Source organism: Ferdinandcohnia sp. Marseille-Q9671 (assembly GCF_976954385.1).
In genome coordinates this window covers 1,416,765-1,433,841 of record NZ_CDRJTA010000004.1, presented here as the reverse complement: position 1 = coordinate 1,433,841, position 17,077 = coordinate 1,416,765, and the positions used below count along the sequence as shown (strand labels likewise).

Here is a 17,077-nt window from a genome sequence, read left to right as displayed (position 1 = left end):
TAGAAATCTTTCTTGCTGATACCACTAAAAAAGTCCTCTATAAGTGGGTTTAAAAGTTGGCACGTAACTTGCAACTATATTATGTAAGCGTTTTAAAAAATGAGAGGGGGATTTTATGTTAGCGTTACTTGGTTTTTTAACGATTGCAATCTTTTTGTATCTTATTCTATCGAAACGAGTTTCTGTCATTGTTGCTTTGATTTTGGTGCCGATTTTGTTTGGGTTATTCACGAGTGAACGAGCAAATCTAGGTACGATGATCTTAGACGGGGTTTCTGGAGTTGCTCCGACAGGGATTATGTTAGCATTTGCGATTTTGTTCTTTGGATTAATGAACAGTGTTGGCTTATTTGATCCGATCATTTCTAAAGTATTAAAAATGGTTAAAGGTGATCCTTTAAAAATTGTAGTAGGGACAGCTGTCATTGGCATGGTAACCCATCTTGATGGTTCGGGAGCATCTACCTTTTTAATTACCATTCCTGCCTTGCTTCCGCTTTATGATCGATTGGGTATGAGTCGCCTAGTGCTAGCGGGGGTTGTAGCACTTAGTGCCGGAACGATGAATCTCGTTCCATGGGGCGGGCCAACAGCTCGTGCTGCTAGTGCACTCGGATTGGATGCGAATACGTTATTCACACCCGTTGTCCCTGCAATGATTGCAGGACTCATTTGGGTCTTGTTTGTTAGTTATCTATTAGGAAAAAAGGAGAGAGCACGTTTAGGTGTAAAAGAATTGCAGTACGATTTTAACCAAGAATTAACTGAAAAGGAACTAAGCTTAAAACGACCAAAATTATATTGGTTTAACCTATTATTAACGATTTTAACAATTGTCGCGCTTGTAGAAGTTTGGTTACCATTGCCTATTGTGTTTATGGTTTCGTTTGCTCTTGCACTTATTGTGAACTATCCAAAACCGAAGGATCAGCAAGACCGAATTACTGAACAAGCAACCGGAATGGTTACCGTTGTAACGATCATCTTCGCTGCTGGTATTTTTACTGGTGTCCTATCTGGAACAGGCATGATTGAAGCAATGGCTACTGCAATGGTAAGTGTAATCCCTGATAGCACAGGTTCTTTTATGGGATTGATTGTTGCGATTACTGGTATGCCACTTAGCTTAGTGTTCACGCCAGATGCCTATTATTTTGGCGTCTTACCGATTTTAAGTGAAACAGCTAGTGCTTTTGGCGTTGCTCCAGCTGAGATTGGACGCGCTGCGATCTTAGGACAAATGACAACAGGGTTTCCATTAAGTCCGCTTACAGCGTCGACATTCCTCTTAATTGGGTTGGCCGGTGTAGAGCTTGGAGATCATCAGCGCTTTATTTTTAAATGGGCATTTGGTACTACGATTGTTATGACGATTGTCGCATTACTAACTGGCGCAATTTCGATTCTTTAATTGAGGAGTGTTTATTTTGTTGCGAATTGGATCTGGAGCAGGCTTTGCAGGGGACCGTATTGAACCGGCAATAGCACTAGTTGAACAAGGAAACCTAGATTATCTTATTTTAGAAGGATTAGCAGAGCGAACCATTGCTCTAGCTCAAAAACATAAGAAAACGAATCCGAGACATGGATACAATATCTATCTTGAAGAACGTATCAGAGTTCTCTTACCACTTTTATTAAAAAAGAACGTTCGTTTGATTACGAATATGGGGGCAGCCAATCCGGTTAGTGCTGCGAATAAAATCATGGAAATCGCGAAGGAAATGGGGCTAACGTGTAAAGTCGCAGCAGTAACCGGTGACGATGTAGTAGACAGGGTAAATGGAGAATGTGAAGTGTGGGAATCAGGTAAACGTCTCGAAGAATACGAACCTATTATTTCTGCGAATGCTTATCTTGGCATTGAGGCGTTACTCCCAGCACTTGAAACAGATGCCAATATCATTGTAACAGGTAGAGTGGCTGATCCTTCACTGGTCCTTGCGCCAATTGTTCACCATTATAAATGGGATCTTGAAAACTATGACTTGATGGGGCAAGGCACATTAATCGGTCATTTATTAGAATGTGCAGGACAAATTACGGGTGGCTATTTTGCCGACCCTGGACGTAAAGATGTCGAGGGGCTTGATCATCTTGGATTTCCATATGCTATTATCGAACCGAATGGCAATGCGACCATCACAAAATTAGCCAGTACAGGTGGCGTTGTAAATTTACAAACGGTAAAAGAGCAATTACTCTATGAAATTCATGACCCGAAACAATATTTCACACCAGACTGCATTGCGGACTTTACTACAGCCCAGCTTGAAGAAATCGGAAAAGACAACGTTCTCGTACGCGGAGCAACAGGAAAAAGGAAGCCAGAAACGTTCAAGGTCTCAGTTGGCTATCACGCTGGTTACTTAGGCGAAGGTGAAATTTCATACGCAGGCTCATCTGCCTACCAACGAGGGGAGTTAGCCCAACAGATTCTAGAAAAGCGACTTCTCCCAAACTACCCGGAGCTAAAATCAGACTTAATTGGCGTTTCTTCACTTCATCACGGCAAGTTTGCTGGGTTTCAACCGTATGAGGTTCGAGTTCGAGTGGCTGCACTTTGTGAGACGGAAGATGAAGCTAGCAGGATTGGGCATGAAGTAGAGTCCTTGTATACGAACGGTCCCGCAGGTGGAGGGGGCGCTAGAAAAAGGGTAGAAGAAGTGATTGGAATTGTTTCAACCTTTATCAATCGAGAAGAAATCAACGTTAATACACAGGTCTTGGAGTGAAGCAAAATGAATAAAGTAAAATTAATTGATATCGCCCATAGCCGTTCAGGCGACAAGGGAAATACTCTTAATATCTCATTAATTCCATATCATGAGGAAAATTACGAATGGCTTTCGTCAACTGTCACCGCTGACAAAGTAAAACATCACCTTAAGCACATTGTAAAAGGAAAAGTAACGAGATATGAACTGCCTAACATAAAAGCATTCAACTTTGTTTGCGAAGATAGTTTAATGGGTGGGGTAACCACGTCGCTCGCCATTGATACTCACGGTAAGAGCATTAGCTCTGCATTACTAGAAATGGAGATTGAGAGGAACTTTTAACCTAAGGGTTAGACACATCATTGCGAATGGTAGTGATGTGTCTAATCCCTTATTTTAGTTATGGAGCTCTACGTTAAGACAACGTTTTACCAAGTGAATAAGTCGTTTCTTAAAACCTTGTTTGGCATTGTGCCTTTTAAGGTTTTTTTTATATTTTTTAGAAAATAGTGTTGCAAAACGACACTAGTGTCGGTATAATAATAGTAAGACAAAACGACATGCATGTCGTTTTTAAAGGAGGGCAAGGGTATGAGTGGGTTAGTGAAAAATAGAAATTATGTAACATTAATGATGGCGCAGGCAGTATCGGGTCTTGGAGATTGGTTAAGTTTGGTGGCGATTATTACACTTGTTGGTCTGAAATGGAATGCTTCACCGATGGAGGTATCACTTCTTATCCTATGTCTGGCAGTTCCAATGGCTCTTTTAGGTCCTGTAGCGGGAACTGTCGCAGACCGGTTTAATCGAAAGGCGTTAATGATAACATCTGATCTTGTTCGGGCAGGGCTCATTCTTGTTCTTACGGTTGCGGATACCATATGGGTTGTGTATCTATGTTTGTTTACAATTGGGGTGTTTTCAACTGTATTTATTCCAGCAAAAAACGGAAAAGTAAAGGAATTTGTTGCTCAAGAAGATATGAAAAGTGCCATGTCCATCACGTCTATGATCGACTCCAGTACGAAGGTAATGGGGCCTTTACTGAGTGGGGTATTGGTAACGGCATTCGGTACAAATCCTGTGTTTTATATCAACTCTGTCACGTTTTTCCTATCTGCTCTTTTCATTCTGTCTTTACCGGGAGGGGTTCAGCGATTTGTAGAAGAAAATGGCAACGAGGATAGAACAGATACTTCCTTCAAAAAAGAATTTTTACTAGGCCTTACTTTTATTAAATCCAACACATATATCCTTGTAGGACTATTTTTCTTAGGATTTAGCCTTTTGATCTTACAGCTATCAGACTCACAAATCATTGTCTTAATTCGAGAGCTTACTACAGCGTCACCGGATTTATTTGGCTATATAGTGGCTTCCTCAGGGATTGGTATGTTTTTATCAGGGCTGCTTTTAGCGAAGAAAACGAATTATAACGCCTTTGCTTTGTTGCTTATTGGTGTTTGTGGAATGGGACTTAGCTTTGGTATCATAGCAGTATTCACTCATTTTGATATACGTTTTTCTATGATTTGGGCCCCTTTACTAGGAATGTTTGCAGGATTTTCAGCAAGCTTAGTGTTTATCCCATTTCAAGCAGCGGTCCAAATTGAAACGCCTGTTCATATGACTGGGAGGGTGTTTGGAGTTATAAATAGTGTAACAACAACAGCGACCATTATCGGACCTTTGCTAGGAGGGTGGCTCTCCACAATTCTAGGGGCCGTTCCAACATTTATGATCACATCCTCACTCTTGGTCTTATTATCAGTAATCGGGTATTTTACAAAGAATAAAATAGAGAGGAGTAAGAAAGATGTCTCCGAAAGTCAGCGAGGAACACCTAAAGCAACGACGAGCTAATATTTTAGAAGCAGCTACACAAGTATTTATCGAACTTGGGTACGAACGAGCAACCATGAAGGATGTAATGGATGCAGCTAACGTAAGCAGGGGAGGATTATATCACTATTTCTCTAATAAAGAAGACTTATATGAAGCTATTTTAAAAGAAAACCAGTCTAGAAAAGTCAGTGAAACAAAGGAATTACTGGATGAATCAAATGATTCTTATTGGGATTTGCTTCTTTTGACAATGTTTGGTGAGGATCGAGAGCCAGATGATAAAATCGACCCATTAGTGCCAAGTAATTTAGAATTCTTCATCACAGGGAGAAATGATCAACGTCGAAGCGCGTTTGGTATAGAACGTTATCAGTATGGTGTCACTCTATTTGCGGATATTATTAGGGCCGGCCAAGAAAGTGGAGAATTCAGTACTACATTTGATAGTGAAATCATTGCCCGGTCTATTGTCACATTCACGGATGGGCTTGCACTAAGCTATGCGATCCTTCCAATGGAAGATCTAAAGGTAAAGGAACAATCTATGTTGTTCGTGGAAAACTTAAAAAATGTACTGGAAGTAAAGTAGATAAAAACAAAGTAACTATCTGTATTGCCTTTATCGCACCCCCGTCCTTAACAGGATGGGGGTATGTGTGTTGGAAGGATTCACGTATCCTTGACGCTTTCATTTCTAGATTTGAATGGTTTTTAAACAAATTGACTACAAAAGCATTCGCAAATGTAGTTTACGAATGCTTTTACCAGCTCGGCTCTATGAAATGCAACCGCATCATCCACTATATGGAAACGAGAGCTCAAAAATTGGCTAGAACTGTAATTACTTTCCAGATTCGAATGCTTTTTATACAAATTTACAGCATAACCATTCGCAAATGTAGTTTGCGAATGCTTTTACTAGCTCGGCTCTATGAAAAGCAACCGCATCATCCACTATATGGAAGCGAGAGCTTAATAATCAGCTAGAACTGCAAGTACTTTCCAGATTCGAATGCTTTTAACAGCTATGCTCTATGACATGCATTCGCATCATCCATAATATGGAAACACAAGAGCACTCTAATCAACGGAAACTATATTCATTTTTTAAATTATAAATATTTTCAAAAAACACTACCATACAAGTATGGTAATATGGTAAGATAAATCCGTACAGAAAAGGAGGGGCGTTAATCCAATGTTTGATATAAGTGCAAAACATAAAGTAAACAATTATTCAACAAGAGATTATGTGTATGAAGTGTTGAAAGAGAATATTATCTCTCTTAAGCTAGAGCCAGGTAGAAGCATCTCAGAGAAAGAGATTTCCGAAATGATCAATGTGAGTCGGACACCGGTTCGGGAGGCCTTCGTAAAATTAGCACAAGAAGACTTACTGGAAGTTTATCCTCAAAGAGGTACATACATATCGTTAATTGACTTGAATCATGTAGAGGAAGCAAGGTTTATTCGAGAACATCTAGAACGAGCAGCGGTGAGAGAGGCTTGTACCAATTTTTCAAGTGAATCTCTTTTGAAATTAAAACACAATCTTAGTATGCAAACACTGTGCGTGGAAGAGAAGAACTATACGAGACTGTATGAATTAGACGAAGAATTCCATTATACGATTGCATCTGGAAGTGGAAGAGAGCTTGTTTGGAATGTGATTCAATTAATGAATGCCCATTTGAATCGGTTCCGAATGTTGAGTTTAGCAGCGAATTATAATTGGGATCTGATTTTATCTCAGCATCAAACGATTATTACAGCAATAGAAGAGAAAAACCCTGATCTAGCAGAAAAAGCAATGGAAGAACATTTGAAGAAAATGTTATTTGAGAAAGATGACTTGAAGAAAGAATATAGTACGTTTTTTAAATAAAAGCTTCCTATATTTCAATAAATTTGTAAGCGCTTCATTTATATGTCGGTTGTCGTCCATTGTCTTCGGAAAATCTAAAATCTAGGGGGAAACGGAAGATGAATGTTAAGGGGAAAGTGATTTCAATTTTACTAGTTTGTGCCATGTTGTTACTTAGTGCGTGTAATGGGGATAAAGCGTCAGGTGATGGAAGTGGGGAAAAGGGTAAAGAGTATAAATTAAAGGTTGCCACAGCTCTAACTGAATCAGATCCTATTTATCAAGGATTGGTTGCGCTTAAAGAAAGTGTAGAAGAGAAAACAAATGGCGAAGTAGTGATCGAGATTTTTGGCGGAGGATCTCTTGGAGAGGATAATGACATTATTGAACAGGCAAAGGTTGGTGCAAATGTCGCAGTACTGACTGATGCTGGGCGTCTAGCGGAGATGGTTCATGAAATCGGAATCTTGTCTGCTCCATATCTAGTTGATAGTTATGAAGAAGCAAATACTGTGGTTCAGTCTGATTTATTTAAAGGCTGGGAACAAAAATTAGCAGATGAACACAATCTTCAAGTTCTTTCATTTAACTGGTATCAAGGTGATCGCCACCTTTTAACAAATAAAGCAATCGAAAAGCCAGAAGACCTTAAAGGAATTCAAATGCGAACTGCAGGTTCTCCAATTTCTCTAGAAACGGTATCCGCGATGGGGGCAAGCCCGGTTGGATTAGCTTGGGCGGAAGTATATCCTGGTCTTCAACAAGGGGTTATTGATGCTGCAGAAGCACATCATTCAGCTACATTTGGTGCTAACTTACAAGAAGTTATTAGTCATATTACGAAAACAAGCCATTTTCAATTATTAACAGGTCTCGTTACTTCTGCCGATTGGATGAAAGCCCTTCCTGAGGAGTATCAAACGATTATCTATGAAGAGGCAGTAAAAGCTGCGGAAGAAGCGTCAGGGAATATTTTGAAAAAGTCTTCTGAATTTGAACAAAAGTTAGTAGACGCTGGTGTGGAAGTGAATGAGGTAGACATAGAACCATTTAAGAAAGCAACTGAGGGAGTTTATGACAAGTTTGATGGCTATCAAGACCTACGTAAAGAGATTAATAAAATTTTAGGAAAATAGAGAGTGATAACTATGATGAAACATTTTGCTAAAGCGTATGTGAAAGCTGAAAATTTTGTCACGAACGTATTAATGATTGGTATTGTGATTTTTGTATTCTTTGCAGCGGTAATGAGATGGGTGGGTTCCCCCATCTCCTGGTCCGTTGAATTTGCTCAGTTACTCTTTGTTTGGGCGATTTTCTTAGGCGCCAACCGATGCTTGCGTGAGGATAAGCATATAAGTGTCGACTTTTTCACAAAAAAACTTCCATTAAAAATACGTGCAGGCATTGAAATGTTAATGAATGTACTCGTAATCGGATTTCTTATCTTCTTAGGATATTACGGGATTCTGCTTAGTATTGAGAATTCAGAGCGAGTCATTAACAATCTATCAATGAGCTATTCTTTGGTCACGTTATCTGTTCCTGTGGGAAGTATCTTAATGATTATTACCATTCTTGTAAAAATCGTAGGAAAATTCAATTTTTCTAAAAGTGTTACAGGAAATGTAGATATAAAGGGGTGAGATAAATGTTACTCGTTGCTGTTATCTTTTTCATCTTACTATTTCTAAACATGCCAGTCGCATTTGCGATAGGGATTGGGAGTTTATCGTTTTTTCTATTCGAACCGAACTTACCAACTGAAATCGTTACACAACGAATGGTTGCTGGTACACAATCCTTTCCATTGTTAGCCGTTCCGTTTTTCATCCTAGCAGGTAACCTCATGAATTCATCAGGGATTACATCACGTCTCATTCGATTTGCCAATTCTCTTACAGGACATTTACGTGGAAGTCTCGCACACGTGTCGATCGTCCTCAGTACAATCATGGGTGGTGTATCTGGTTCGGCCAATGCTGATGCAGCGATGCAAAGTAGAATACTAGGACATCAAATGGTCGCAAGGGGATATTCAGGAGGGTACTCTGCTGGTGTTATTGCCGTTAGCTCACTGATTACAGCAACGATTCCACCAAGTATCGGTCTGATTTTATATGGATATGTAGGAGAAGTTTCAATTGGAAAGCTCTTCTTAGCTGGTATTATTCCAGGATTCTTAATGATGGTATTCTTAATGGTTGTTTCGTATGTCATTGCTAGAAAAAGAGGCTACGATGAAAATGTAGAGATAAAGAAGGCAACTCTCCAAGAGGTGGGTGTTTCCTTCAAAGAAAGTATTTGGGCCCTCCTTTTTCCAGTCATCCTTATTGTTGGGATTCGATTTGGCTTATTTACAGCATCAGAAGCAGGAGCTTTCGCGGTTGTATACGCACTAGCCATCGGCTTCTTTGTATACAAGGAACTTAATTGGAAAAAGTTTAAGGAATCTATTGAGCAGTCTGTTATTGACAACGCTTCAATTCTATTAATTATTGCCACATCATCTATCTTAGGATTTTTGATTACATACGAAAGATTACCAAATAATGCGGCAGATTTCTTACTAGGTCTTACAAGCAATTCAACACTTCTATTAGTCTTAATTTTGGTGTTCCTTGTTGTTGCGGGGATGTTTATAGAATCAACTGTACTTGTGTTGTTACTTACACCAATCTTTTTACCTATCGTGGAGCAGATTGGCGTAGATCCTGTTCACTTTGGAATCTTAATGATGACGATTGTGACCATGGGTGGAATGACTCCGCCAGTTGGTGTCACCATGTATACGACTACCTCGATTATGAAGGTGCCAATTGAGGATTATGTAAAGGAATCCGTTCCATTTTTACTAGGGGTCATTGCATTGCTCGCACTGTTATTGTTAGTTCCTGAAATTGTCTTATTCTTGCCAGAAATGTTTATGTAACTCTATTTTACTATTTATTAAAAACCTTGAAATAATCATGAGATTGCAAGACAGAATATAGAAAACGTAGGTGAATTCAATGAAAATGGTGTTTAGGTGGTTTGGCGAGGGAAATGATCATGTTAGTCTCTCTCATATTAAACAAATTCCAGGGGTTACTGGAATTGTATGGTCACTGCACGATCTTGATCCGGGAGTAAAGTGGCCAAAAGAAAGAATCCAAGAAATGAAACAGATATCCGAGCAAACTGGGTTGAATATTGATGTTGTGGAAAGTGTAAATGTCCATGAGGATATCAAATTAGGACTACCGTCGCGAGATCAATACATTGAACATTACAAAGAAACGATTAGAGACTTAGCGAGTGTGGGTGTAAAAGTTATTTGTTACAACTTTATGCCTGTGTTTGATTGGATTCGAACCGATTTGTTTAAGGAATTGGGTGACGGATCTACGGCTTTATTTTATGAGAAAGCAAAAGTTGAAAATATGAGTCCAGCAGAATTGGTAAACAGCTTTTCCACTTACAATGAATCTACTTTACCAGGCTGGGAACCAGAACGAATGGGTAAGCTCTCAGAGTTATTCGAAGCGTATAAGGGATTTACTGAGGAAAGACTTTGGGAAAATTTGCAGTACTTTTTAGAGCGGATCATTCCGGTAGCAGAAGAACACGATATCAAGATGGCGATTCATCCGGATGATCCACCATGGACGATGTTTGGGTTACCAAGAATCATAACGAACAAAGAAAATATTAGAAGATTACTAGGTTTAGTGGATAGTCCCTACAATGGATTAACCCTATGTAGCGGGTCATTAGGGGCAAATGAAACAAATCATATTTCTGACATGATTCGAGAGTTTGGCAGTAGAATCCACTTTGCCCATATTCGGAATATCAAAAGATATGAGAATGGGAACTTTATTGAAACGTCACATCGAGCGAGTGATGGTTCGCTTGATATTGTGGATATTGTCAAGGCGTACCATGATATTGGGTTTACCGGGTATGCGAGACCTGATCATGGAAGACATATTTGGGACGAAATCTGCCGACCTGGGTATGGACTATATGATCGTGCCCTAGGGATTATGTATATTTGGGGTATTTGGGATTCACTGCAGCAAATGAAGGGAGTACATGATTATGTTGGTGCTAAATAAGGAACTTAAAGGGAAGGTTGCGGTTATTACAGGTGGTAGTGGTGTACTTTGTAGTGCGATGGCAATCGAACTTGGCAGACAAGGCGTAAAAGTAGCAATTCTTAATCGAAATATAGAGAAAGGAAAGGAAGTAGAAAGGGCGATTACCGAAGCAGGTGGTGAAGCCTTGGCAATTCCTTGTAATGTATTACAGAAAGAGGATGTGCAAAAAGCAAGGGACATCATCACGGAGAAGCTAGGAGTTTGCGATATTTTACTTAATGGTGCAGGCGGAAATCATCCAAAAGGAATGACAACGAATGAGACCTTCCAATTGGAGGATCTTGAAGACAATGACATTCAGACGTTTTTTGATCTAACGACAGAGGGATTTGGGTTTGTATTTGATCTTAATATCCTAGGGACACTAATCCCGACACAAATTTTCGCGAAGGATATGGTCAATCGCAAAGGGTCGGTTGTGATTAATATGTCGTCGATGAGCGCACCTTCTCCAATGACGAAGGTTCCGGCATACAGTGCCGCCAAAGCAGGGATTGAAAACTTAACGAAATGGTTATCGGTTCATTTTGCGGATGCTGGAATACGAGTAAATGCGATTGCTCCTGGCTTTTTCTTAACTGAGCAAAATCGTACTCTATTAACAAATGAAGATGGATCCTTGACAGAAAGATCGAATAAAATTATCAGCCATACTCCAATGAGACGATTTGGGAAACCGGAAGATTTGCTAGGAACTTTATTATGGCTGGTAGACGAGAATATGTCCGGATTTGTCACAGGAGTAACAATTCCTGTTGATGGTGGGTTTATGGCCTATTCTGGTGTGTAAAAAAACAGAAATAGAAGGGAAGTTATTTTAATGACAAGAGTAAGCTTTGAAACAATGAAAAGTGAAATAAAACGAGCATTCCTCGATGCCGGGATGAGTGAAGAAAAAGCAGAGATTTGTGCAACTGTCCATACAGAGACCAGTTGTGATGGAGTTCCTTCCCATGGACTTAACCGTGTACCACGATTTGTTGATTACATAAAAAGAGGCTGGGTAGATGTCGACGCAGAACCAACATTAGTTAAATCACTAGGCGCAATTGAAATTTACAATGGCAATCTTGGTCCTGGAATTTTAAATGCTCGTTCTTCGATGGACCGTGCAATGGAAATCGCGAAAACATATGGTGTGGGCATCGTCACTTTACAAAATACAACCCATTGGATGCGCGGCGGTACATATGGATTACAAGCTGTCGAAAAAGGATTTATTGGAATCTGTTGGACAAATACAGAATCCGTCATGCCAGCGTGGGGAGCAAAGGACACAAGGGTAGGGAATAACCCATTCGTTATGGCGGTCCCACGTAAGAAAGGTCATATTGTGCTAGACATGGCAATGTCACAATACTCGTATGGAAAGCTGCAAACAACTGATTTGAAAGGGGAATTGCTACCATTCCCTGGAGGCTTTGATGAAGAAGGAAACCTAACCCGTGAACCAGGTCCAATCGAGAGAACGAAACGCATTTTACCGATGGGGTACTGGAAAGGTTCTGGTTTTTCTATTTTACTAGATGCGATTGCTGCGATCATGTCTGGTGGACACTCCACAAATGAAATCGACACGATTCAAGCTGGTAGCTGTGGCGGATGTTCACAGGTCTTTATTGCGCTTGACCCTTCCCAGATTAATGGAGAAGAGTATTCGGAAAAAATTACAGATGGCATTGTCGAATATATTAAAGCGTCTGAGCCTGAAAAAGAAGGCGGTCAGGTTTTCTATCCTGGAGAAAACTCGAAAAACAATCGTCAAACGAACATGGTAGAAGGAATCCCAGTTGATGATGGGATTTGGAAAGAGGTCTTATCTCTTTAAACGTTTATAAACGTTTTTTACGAAAGGAGGATGTAGATGAAGGCGATTTATGTAACAGAACCTGGGAAATTAGAGATAAAAGAGACAAGTGAACCAGAAATTATTCATGGTGATGATGTGAAGATCAAAGTAAAGGCTGGAGGGATTTGTGGGTCAGATATCCATATTTATCACGGTACATCTCCGGTCGCTACGTATCCAAGAGTAATTGGGCATGAAATTGTCGGTGAGGTTGTCGAGGTAGGTGAGCAAGTCGAGAATTTCAAATTACAAGATCGAGTTGTCATTGATCCCATTATTAATTGTGGAGAGTGTAAGTATTGTAAAAAGGGTCGACCTAATCTATGTGCGAGCTTAATAGTGAGAGGCGTCCACGAAGATGGTGGCTATCGGGAATACGTTGTAGCACCAGAAAAGAACATTTATAAAATTCCGGACTCGATTTCCTATGAAGAAGCAGTTATGATCGAACCATTTACAGTCGCGGCTCAAGTTAATTCACGCGGTCAAGTCGAACAAGGCGATTTTGTGTTTATTATGGGTTCCGGTCCAGCTGGTCTTAGTGCACTCAAAGTAGCAAAAAATAAAGGAGCCATTTGTGTGGTTTCAGACTTAGTACAGGAAAGGCTTGAAAATGCGAAGAGGCTAGGCGCGGACTATGTAGTAAATGCTAGCAAACAAGATGTGAAGGAAGCGATAAATCAATATACGGATTATGCGGGGGCAGATGTTGTGATTGACGCAGTCGGTAACGCGAAATCCTTTGAACAAGCAATCGAGGTCGTAGGAAAAGGTGGCCGTATTGTAGTACTAGGTTTTACCGATAAACCGTCACAAATCCCACAGCTATTACTCACGAAAGATGAAATTGATATCAGTGGTTCCCGACTTCACAGCAACAAATTTCCTGAGGTAATCAACTGGTTTGAAAAAGGAGAAATCAACGGTAATGACTTCATTTCCCACACCTATCACTTTGAAGACATTCACGAAGCTATTCATCTCCTGGAGACAGAACCAATGAAAGTTTCGAAGGTAGTTTTGAGGTTTTGATTTATATGATATGGGATTTAGGAGGCACATCTGGCTGTTTTTACAGGCTAGGTGTGTTTTTTTGTTTAATAAATACATAGGTCTTTCCGAAAAATTCATTACTATTTGCCATTATTAATTGATTACATAGTCCCTTGTATCTTTCAAATTTGTGATTTATAGTTGACGTTTAATGGAGGTGCATCAAATGGCGAATAAAAATATATTGCTATTATTGATGGTTTTACTTTTTGCTTTAACTGCTTGCAGCGATAACAACGAAACAAGTTCTCCCAATCAAAAAGAAACAAAAAACGAAGATAGTTCTAGAGAAGATAGTAAAACAGTTGTAAGTGACGATAGTGGTACAGCTGTCCTTACGATTGGTGAAACAGGTTTAATTGAATCTACTATTGGTAATTATGAAGTTACTCCTGAAAGTGTAATTTTTATCAATTCTATCGAGGGAAAAACTTCAAGTTATGGAACACTGATTGAAGCGACGATTCATTTTAAAAATGTTTCTGACAAAGCAATTGAAACATCTTCAATTCTTTATGGTGATGGTAGAATTATTCCTTTATCTGATGAAGAAGTTTACGCGATTGCAGTACATATTACAGATGAAGTTCAGGAAATTCAGCCTAATGAAACAGTTACTATGAAAATTGTGTATGACGCTTTAGAAGACAAAAATTATCACCTTGCATTCGGTGATGGATTAACCTCAAATGAAGTAAGATGGTCAATTGAAAATAAGTAAGTAATTTTATTCAGAGCCATAATTTTTTATGGCTTTTTTTGATACTCTTTGACATTTTCAAGACAAGAAAGTAATAGTCTTTGCAAACACTGCCAATCTCCTAATAAGTACTTGTACTATTCAATATTTCCATGACCTTAGTAACAAACACAATTGGTACAATCTATTCATTTTCATAATTTTCAGTATTTTATATTGAGATAAGCTCCTTCCCTTGTTATAATAAAACAAACGTTCTCATCAAAGTGATAGACTGACACAAGTTAACCAACCTAGAGGTTCGATCAAAAGGAAAGGTGACTGTGGGCCAAGTGAAAATAGCTTTGAAGGAGGAGATAGTTGTGAAAAAACAAGTCAAATTAATTCCGTATACCATTCAGTCAGTGGTGGAGCACACGAATGAAACGCCCGAGGGAGTTCAATTGATACAAGCTCCTGATATGTGGGAAAGTAGTGGACAAGGTGAAGGCATTGTTGTGGCTGTCATCGATACTGGAATTGATACGAACCATCCAGATCTATCGGACCGCATTATTGCTGGACGAAACTTCACAAGTGATTATAATGGTGATCCAGAAAGATTTGAAGACAATAATGGTCATGGTACACATGTAGCGGGTACCATTGCGGCTAGTCTTAACAACTCCGGAGTCGTGGGGGTTGCTCCGAAAGCTCAAATTCTCGCTTTAAAAGCGTTAACAGGAGAAGGGGCAGGTGAGTATGACTGGATCATAAATGCTATCAACTATGCTTCAGAATGGCGTGGACCTAATAACGAAAGAGTGCGTGTAATTTCGATGTCACTCGGTGGCCCTGAAGATGTACTGGAAATGCATCAGGCAATCCAACATGCAGTTAGTCAAAACATATCAGTCGTTGTGGCAGCAGGGAATGAAGGGGATTCCCAGGATAATACGTTTGAGTATTCTTACCCTGGCGCCTATAACGAGGTTATTTCTGTAGGTGCTGTCGATATGGATTTGCAACTTGCTCCATTCTCCAATACACATACAGAATTAGATCTTGTCGCACCTGGGGTAGATGTGGTATCCACATATCCTAACAATAGATATGCTAGACTAACAGGAACATCCATGGCTGCTCCACATGTAGCAGGTGCTATCGCGCTACTTGTTAACTTAAGTGAAAAAGAGTTTGATAGAACACTTAGTGAAGCTGAAGTATATGCACAACTAATCAGACGAACCGTACCACTTGGTAACCGAAAAAGCGCAGAAGGAAACGGGTTTCTCATGCTTAATCTGGTAGAAAGATTAGATGACCTGTTTCAACCTTCAAGTATGAGTGTGACAAAATAGATTATGAGAGTGATGAGTGTCTTCGGTTAAGAAGGTAAATTACATTACTCGCTTAGCCTTATTGAGTTTGAGTTAGTAAAACACATTTATATTTCCTAGCAAAATACAAATTAGTTCAATGTAAAACGGAGTGCCAAAGTATTGGCGCTCCGTTTTTTCGATTTAGAGTTAGTAAGGAGAGAAGGGAATATTATAATTTGGATATTGTGAGTATGGGTATGGGTATGGGTACTGGTATGGTGGATAAGGTGGATAATAAGGGTATGGGGGGTATTTATAACCAAATCCAGGTCCTGGCGTCAATAATGCACCAGTAGCAAGACCTCCTAAAAAGCCTAAGCCCAATCCTATACCCGGTAGTCCAAATCCTAAACCAAATCCAGGGAGGAATCGTTGATCATTGAAACGATTCAATGTTCTTGGTAACCCGATATACGGATAAGCATTATACAAAGTAAACACCTCCTATTCATTACATTTCAGTCCAACCAAATAGACTTCTGCACTTATTAAAAACAAGTAAACGATTGGATTTGTCGTAGGTCCATTCCAAAATACATCCACCTTGATCCTGTCCAACGATACCCTGAAACAGAGTTTCTTCCAACAAATGTTGGGTAAAACCAAAACTGTTCAAAACCTCTCAGCCATACATAGGTGTATCTAAATTGGCATCCTGCAATACTTCCTGGATCAACAGCAAATTATTCTACGTGTAGTTGAGGGATATACACTCCATTACTCAGTAATCTCTTAACATCATATTCTCTAGTCATTTACCTATCAACTTGTACCCACATAAATGTGTGTTTTACCTATTAGATTTTTACGAACCCTTATGGTGCCATTTACGTAGTAATCTGCATATGGTAGACCAAGTAATTACCAAGAAAAAATTGAGAAAAACACTTTTTTTACGTAAAGAAACGAAATGGTCACAAATTAAAAAGTTCGTTTCAGCACATCACAATAATTTTATAGGGAGTGGTTTGAGCTGGAATGCTCATTGTGGTAGGACCATATACAACAAGTAAATTTCTGTTTGTAGGAGGTAAGTTGAAGGGTTGATTGTTCTGTAATAATATCGGGGTATACATGGAAATATTTAATTGTAACTGACCATCACTACTCACCAGTTGATTGTCAAAAAAGTCTACTTTTACATTTTGATAAGGATGATCCTTGGCAATAATAAGAGCTTGATATTGTGGTGGGTAAATAAGGAGAACAGGTGCATTGGCATCAAAAAAGCCAGTTACACGGTCTCCGATTGAAACCATCACATGGTCAAGAAAATAGGTTGTTGGACTAATAACGAAATTTACTATCGTCCCGTCTTCACTTACTAATGACATTAACTTAAAACACCCATTTAATTCCTCATCTGAACCTACTGAATAATCTTGAATCATGGTAACCGTCCCAGAAATTGAACTATATTTTTTCATGTCATTCCCTCCGTTTGTTGAGTAAGTAACAAAATTGCATGGTTTAGGACTGAATATGCAATTTCTAGTAGTCTTTCATCCTATGTTTTTAACGAAAAGTGAGTGCTTATTAATAT

The 17,077-nt window shown here is 39.3% G+C and carries 17 protein-coding genes; 15 read left to right on the top strand and 2 right to left on the bottom strand.

What is annotated here, in order from left to right; all coding sequences use genetic code 11:
* Nucleotides 1–115 precede the first annotated feature (115 nt).
* From ACWNMY_RS22200 to ACWNMY_RS22130, 15 genes are all read left to right on the top strand, one after another.
* Nucleotides 116–1,411 (top strand): CitMHS family transporter, encoded by a 1,296-nt coding sequence (locus tag ACWNMY_RS22200; protein WP_449540422.1) that lies wholly within the window; start codon nt 116–118, stop codon nt 1,409–1,411.
* 7 nt (nt 1,412–1,418) lie between these two features.
* A complete protein-coding gene (locus ACWNMY_RS22195) occupies nt 1,419–2,735 on the top strand; it encodes an acyclic terpene utilization AtuA family protein (RefSeq protein WP_449540421.1) in 1,317 nt (438 codons plus the stop codon).
* A gap of 6 nt (nt 2,736–2,741) precedes the next feature.
* Entirely contained in the window at nt 2,742–3,062 is a 321-nt protein-coding gene (locus ACWNMY_RS22190; RefSeq protein ID WP_449540420.1) for an AtuA-related protein, read from the top strand.
* A 249-nt stretch (nt 3,063–3,311) separates the two neighbouring features.
* Entirely contained in the window at nt 3,312–4,583 is a 1,272-nt protein-coding gene (locus ACWNMY_RS22185; protein WP_449540419.1) for an MFS transporter, read from the top strand.
* Nucleotides 4,537–5,154: a TetR/AcrR family transcriptional regulator gene (locus ACWNMY_RS22180; RefSeq protein WP_449540418.1), complete on the top strand. Its 618-nt coding sequence runs from the start codon at nt 4,537–4,539 to the stop codon at nt 5,152–5,154. The genes ACWNMY_RS22185 and ACWNMY_RS22180 overlap by 47 nt, the downstream gene beginning before the upstream one ends.
* Nucleotides 5,155–5,763: 609 nt before the next feature.
* Entirely contained in the window at nt 5,764–6,450 is a 687-nt protein-coding gene (locus tag ACWNMY_RS22175; protein ID WP_449540417.1) for a GntR family transcriptional regulator, read from the top strand.
* A 98-nt stretch (nt 6,451–6,548) separates the two neighbouring features.
* Complete coding sequence (locus ACWNMY_RS22170) at nt 6,549–7,565, top strand: C4-dicarboxylate TRAP transporter substrate-binding protein (protein ID WP_449540416.1); 1,017 nt, start codon at nt 6,549–6,551, stop codon at nt 7,563–7,565.
* Nucleotides 7,566–7,577: 12 nt separating this feature from the next.
* Entirely contained in the window at nt 7,578–8,075 is a 498-nt protein-coding gene (locus ACWNMY_RS22165) for a TRAP transporter small permease (protein WP_449540415.1), read from the top strand.
* A gap of 5 nt (nt 8,076–8,080) precedes the next feature.
* Nucleotides 8,081–9,361: a TRAP transporter large permease gene (locus tag ACWNMY_RS22160; protein WP_449540414.1), complete on the top strand. Its 1,281-nt coding sequence runs from the start codon at nt 8,081–8,083 to the stop codon at nt 9,359–9,361.
* A gap of 79 nt (nt 9,362–9,440) precedes the next feature.
* Nucleotides 9,441–10,529, top strand: coding sequence for a mannonate dehydratase (gene uxuA / locus ACWNMY_RS22155; RefSeq protein ID WP_449540413.1), 1,089 nt, complete (start codon nt 9,441–9,443; stop codon nt 10,527–10,529).
* A complete protein-coding gene (locus tag ACWNMY_RS22150) occupies nt 10,513–11,361 on the top strand; it encodes an SDR family oxidoreductase (protein ID WP_449540412.1) in 849 nt (282 codons plus the stop codon). The genes uxuA and ACWNMY_RS22150 overlap by 17 nt, the downstream gene beginning before the upstream one ends.
* 30 nt (nt 11,362–11,391) lie before the next feature.
* Nucleotides 11,392–12,399, top strand: a complete 1,008-nt coding sequence (gene yiaK / locus ACWNMY_RS22145; protein ID WP_449540411.1) for a 3-dehydro-L-gulonate 2-dehydrogenase — start codon at nt 11,392–11,394, stop codon at nt 12,397–12,399.
* Between the two features lie 36 nt (nt 12,400–12,435).
* Nucleotides 12,436–13,452: a zinc-binding alcohol dehydrogenase family protein gene (locus ACWNMY_RS22140; protein WP_449540410.1), complete on the top strand. Its 1,017-nt coding sequence runs from the start codon at nt 12,436–12,438 to the stop codon at nt 13,450–13,452.
* A 187-nt stretch (nt 13,453–13,639) separates the two neighbouring features.
* Nucleotides 13,640–14,194 carry a hypothetical protein gene (locus tag ACWNMY_RS22135; protein WP_449540409.1) on the top strand — a complete coding sequence of 185 codons (555 nt, stop codon included), beginning with the start codon at nt 13,640–13,642 and terminating at the stop codon, nt 14,192–14,194.
* A 341-nt stretch (nt 14,195–14,535) separates the two neighbouring features.
* Nucleotides 14,536–15,513, top strand: coding sequence for a S8 family peptidase (locus ACWNMY_RS22130; protein ID WP_449540408.1), 978 nt, complete (start codon nt 14,536–14,538; stop codon nt 15,511–15,513).
* Between the two features lie 168 nt (nt 15,514–15,681).
* Here the strand turns inward: ACWNMY_RS22130 and ACWNMY_RS22125 are convergent, their stop codons facing one another.
* Both ACWNMY_RS22125 and ACWNMY_RS22120 read right to left on the bottom strand, forming a co-directional pair.
* Nucleotides 15,682–15,975: a hypothetical protein gene (locus ACWNMY_RS22125; RefSeq protein ID WP_449540407.1), complete on the bottom strand. Its 294-nt coding sequence runs from the start codon at nt 15,973–15,975 to the stop codon at nt 15,682–15,684.
* A gap of 494 nt (nt 15,976–16,469) precedes the next feature.
* Entirely contained in the window at nt 16,470–16,961 is a 492-nt protein-coding gene (locus tag ACWNMY_RS22120; protein WP_449540406.1) for a hypothetical protein, read from the bottom strand.
* Nucleotides 16,962–17,077: the final 116 nt, after the last annotated feature.